Below are 4,022 nucleotides of genomic sequence, written 5' to 3'. Positions count from 1 at the left end.
TCCATGTCGCCAAGGGCTGCTTGTGTGGGAAGGTGTTGGTCCATCTCCCTTCCAAGCCGCCTGCGGCGACATGGTTTTTTCTACCCCTGATTGGCATATCTTGCGCCTGCGCAACTTCACGCCTGGTCGCTGCGCCTGGAGGGGAGCCGCATCCGCCCCTTCTTCTATGCCGGGCGCTTTAACTTTGACATGTTTGCCCACTATGGCGACGACATCGGACACAGCGCCGGTCCCAATAGCTACGACGTGTCGGCTCGACTGGACTACCGTCCGTCGCATCGCTGGCGCGCCGGGCTCTGGTACTACCGCACCTGGCGCGGACGCGGCACCGAGGATCATAATGTGGGGGCGGATCTCCGCCGTTCTACCGACACCCGCTTCAGCGACCAGGTACGCATGCTGGAGGGCATCCGTCAGGTAGAGGACGGACTGGATGTGTACGCAGGCTATGAGCTCTTGCCATCGCTTTTTGTGGATGCGCAGCTTCGCGTCCTTCGCATTGACGACGCCGAAGAGGGACTCGATTCGTTCGTTGCGCCCACGCTGGGCATCCGGTGGGGCGTGCCATTTCAGCCCCGGCGGTTTTAGGGGATCCAGACCTGACAGGTTTCCGAAACCTGTCAGGTCTAAGCCCCACTCGAGGCCGGTGCCACACGTGCAGGGTTGGCGTTAAGATCTTTCTCCCCGACAGTGGTCGGTATCTGTTTAGCGCGATTCAATGGCCGCCCGGGATATCCGCTCCTGATCCCCGGCTATCTGGAACAAGTCACTAAACACATACGTGGGTCGGCACAAGGTACCCGTTTACGTGCAGCAGACCGAGTCGCCTTTAAGTAGGTTAGACCATTGAGTATTCAATCGAACAGCGCTCAAGAAAACAATGCCGAAAACAGTCGAAGCGGTGGTTGATGAGCACGGACACATTCGCCTTCTGGAGCCGCTTACACTTCATGCCTCACAGCGCGTGCTTATCACCGTGTTGGAGGATGAGCCCGGAGCCGACACGCGCGACGTGAGTGAAATGGCTCTGCTCAGCGAAGACACACTCGCCGAGGACTGGGATCAAAAAGAAGAGGACGAGGCATGGAAGCACCTTCAGCCGGAGCAGTAGTTCTCATCTCGTTCCCGTTTTCGGACCTGTCTCGCTCGAAGCTCCGCCCGGCCGTCGTGGGTCAGGATGGTGCTGAAGTGTAAGGTAAAGGAGCAGTCCCCCAACCGCTCTCCTGGAGAGAGGAGCTGTCGCGCCAGCGACTGAGGGGTAGATGTAGAAGAATACCGCCAACCATGCAACCCATCCGGTACGCATGCTCCGAGCCAACGCGGCGATACCAGATGCGCCCCTGAGCATCCGGCTGTTGGTCTATGAGTTTACGGGTCGCTGCTGCCGCATCTGCATCAACCGCGTACGTCCCGGTTGCAATATCGATTGCCACAAACAAGTGGGCATCGGATTCCACATCCACATGAGGGCGGACGTTTTTCTCGAACAGTGCATTTCCCCGCTGCGCAAACTCCTTGTTACTGAGCGCCTCGATGTTCATAACAGTTATGGGGTTCGATATACTGTGGTGCTGTCTCAAACGTCAATGTTTGGGTTGCTCGAGCGAATTCTTTTCCTGCTTTGCGACAAAAGACCCTGTCTTCTAATTTTAGTCACCCCGGCCCCCGAGCCGGGGTCTTCCCGCGCACACTCATACACCAATCTCCCAGGCTGTCTTGAGCGTGCGTTCTCCGTATTGAGCACGCAAGAGGGCACCCTCTTGGTAGCAAAGATCCCGGATCTCCGCTCCGCTGCGTCCGGGATGACTTGATTGTGAGGGAAAGCTCTTTGGAGCGAATCCTCCTCATCTATATCTTGACACGACAAGCCTCCGTAAGTCACTCGGCGTGCTGTTTCAACTCATACATCTTGGCCCGCACATTCGCGATGTAAGTGCGGCGGATGCGACTGGCGATGAGACCCGGACGTCCCTCCAGAAAACCGAGTCGAAATATGTAGTGGTAGAAAAACCACAACCACGGCTCCAGGGGGATGCGAATAGCAATCTTCTTTAGAAATCGGCGGCGCTCCTGTGCATCTCCGAACAGATTTGCCTCAACCGCTTGTTCGCCGTACGCGCCCTTCGTGAGATAGGTCTGCCGAAGTCGAGCTTCCCATGTAGAGTACTTATTGTGCCGATCGATGTATGCCTCCAATCCCTTGTAGTCTTCGTGGATGAGTGGCGTATCCAACTCGCCCACGTTGCCTTCAACCAGCAGACGCTCATGCACCTCCATATCCAGCGCTGACGCCGGGTCGTCGATCAACTGCTCAAAACGTGCGGTGCCCGTCTGAAACAGCAGTACCGCCTGATGCGAAAACCCACCATAGGTGAACCGCTGTCCCATGAAGTGAAAGCCTTTCGTGATGAGATAGGCGGTTTCAGGATCCGGCTGCTGAATTGCCTCTGCGATCTCCGACCAGAGCGCCGCAGGTACCACCTCATCGGCATCGAGAAGCAACACCCAGGGGGTCTTGATATCCAGTGTATCCAGCGCCCACTGTCGCTTCTTGGGATACCCCCCACTGTAATCAAACTGCACGAGCTCTGCCCCATGCGATTCTGCAATGTCAGGCGTGGTATCGGTGCTGTGAGAATCAACAATCACAACCCGTTTAGCCGGATGTAACGCTTTTAGGCACTTTGGAAGATTCGCTGCTTCGTTTTTGGCGGCGATGAGGACAGTAAGGGAGAGCGAAGTCATCTACACTAAAAATGGAATAAGCGTCTTACTACTCGGGCTTTTCAGCAATTGCAATCATTGACTTTGCAAGTACAGGGATTCGTCCGACACGAAGAAAATCAATGATGTTTAGCCCGGCTTCTTCAAGCAGAGTACTCAGCGTGTCCCGTGACCAGAACTTAATATGTCCATGATCCCACAGGGGGTTATGATGCCAGTCGTAATTCCCTGTAACTGCAATGGCCACGTTTTTTAAGTAACCATGATAAGGCGTTGAGATCAACGCTCTTCCGCCTGGTTCGAGTAGATCATATACACAGGATGCATACGAACGCGGATCGTACACGTGCTCTACTACCTCCAGACTGATAAGCGCAGAAAATGTACCAAAGCGACTTCGTAGGTCGTCATAGGCAGACCCTTGATGCAAGTCCAACTCCAGATGTTGCTTATTTGCTATTGCGATTCCCTCTTTTGAAGGATCGACTCCTGTTACGTCGAAACCATTTTCCTTCAGAAAGACGGCCGTCGCACCATTACCACATCCAAGATCAAATACTTGGGGGGGGGGGATACTTTGTTGAGTTCATTCAATACAGGACGCCAGAGGTATCGGTGCGTATGTGCTTTCTCGGAACTGGTGTATCGGTATCCCGAAATATCTGCTGAGTTACTCATTTCTAAGATCCCTTTTTTTGATAAATGTTGCCGGATTCCCGCCCACAATCGCCCACGCCTCCACATCCTTCACCACCACCGCCCGTGCGCCGACAATGCCTCCTTCGCCAACCGTAATGTCAGGCCCGACAAATGCATCCGCACAGATCCAGGCCTGGTCGTGCACGGTGATGGGCGGTTTGAGGAGCGGCATGGCTGGATCCGTGTGATTGTGCGTTCCAGCACATAAGTGAGCGCGCTGCGAGATGGTTACCTGTTCACCAATCGTGATCGAGCCCAGGTTGTAGATCATTGCCCCCTCCCCAATCGCGCTCCAGTCGCCCACAGTGAGTTTCCACGGAAAGTAGATGGTCGCGCTCGGGTAGATGTTGACCCCCTGACCGATGGTTGCACCAAAGCATCGCAGGATCCACCGCCGCCATCCAAAGAGCGGACGCGGACTGATCCAGAACAGAGGCTTCCCGATTACCATCCACAGCACGCGCTGCACCATCTCACGCCACGGGTACTTCTGCGCGGTGCGGTTCGAAGCGATGTCGAGGGTGTCGGGCATGGGGTTGGGGCGATCGTTTTGTGTAGTACGCACGTTACACGCACCTCTTGCGCGATAGATCGGAAGG

The 4,022-nt window shown here is 55.3% G+C and carries 5 protein-coding genes and 1 pseudogene; 2 read left to right on the top strand and 4 right to left on the bottom strand.

Going from position 1 to position 4,022, the window contains the following annotated elements:
* Window positions 1-90 precede the first annotated feature (90 nt).
* Window positions 91-588 carry a hypothetical protein gene (locus PPP56_RS13205; protein WP_353564520.1) on the top strand — a complete coding sequence of 166 codons (498 nt, stop codon included), beginning with the start codon at window positions 91-93 and terminating at the stop codon, window positions 586-588.
* 292 nt (window positions 589-880) lie between these two features.
* Window positions 881-1,111 carry a hypothetical protein gene (locus PPP56_RS13200; protein ID WP_353564519.1) on the top strand — a complete coding sequence of 77 codons (231 nt, stop codon included), beginning with the start codon at window positions 881-883 and terminating at the stop codon, window positions 1,109-1,111.
* 61 nt (window positions 1,112-1,172) lie between these two features.
* Here the strand turns inward: PPP56_RS13200 and PPP56_RS13195 are convergent, their stop codons facing one another.
* From PPP56_RS13195 to PPP56_RS13180, 4 genes and pseudogenes are all read right to left on the bottom strand, one after another.
* A complete protein-coding gene (locus PPP56_RS13195; RefSeq protein ID WP_353564518.1) occupies window positions 1,173-1,541 on the bottom strand; it encodes a hypothetical protein in 369 nt (122 codons plus the stop codon).
* A gap of 337 nt (window positions 1,542-1,878) precedes the next feature.
* Window positions 1,879-2,745 (bottom strand): glycosyltransferase family 2 protein, encoded by an 867-nt coding sequence (locus tag PPP56_RS13190; protein ID WP_353564517.1) that lies wholly within the window; start codon window positions 2,743-2,745, stop codon window positions 1,879-1,881.
* 28 nt (window positions 2,746-2,773) lie between these two features.
* A pseudogene (locus PPP56_RS13185) lies at window positions 2,774-3,402 on the bottom strand (class I SAM-dependent methyltransferase).
* A complete protein-coding gene (locus tag PPP56_RS13180; RefSeq protein ID WP_353564516.1) occupies window positions 3,395-3,955 on the bottom strand; it encodes a WcaF family extracellular polysaccharide biosynthesis acetyltransferase in 561 nt (186 codons plus the stop codon). The pseudogene PPP56_RS13185 and the gene PPP56_RS13180 overlap by 8 nt, the downstream one beginning before the upstream one ends.
* Window positions 3,956-4,022 lie beyond the last annotated feature (67 nt).

This window comes from Longimonas sp. (genome assembly GCF_040409695.1).
Taxonomy (GTDB): domain Bacteria; phylum Bacteroidota; class Rhodothermia; order Rhodothermales; family Salinibacteraceae; genus Longimonas.
Note: the sequence above shows the minus strand (reverse complement) of the source record. Positions and strands in the feature narration are given on the sequence as shown.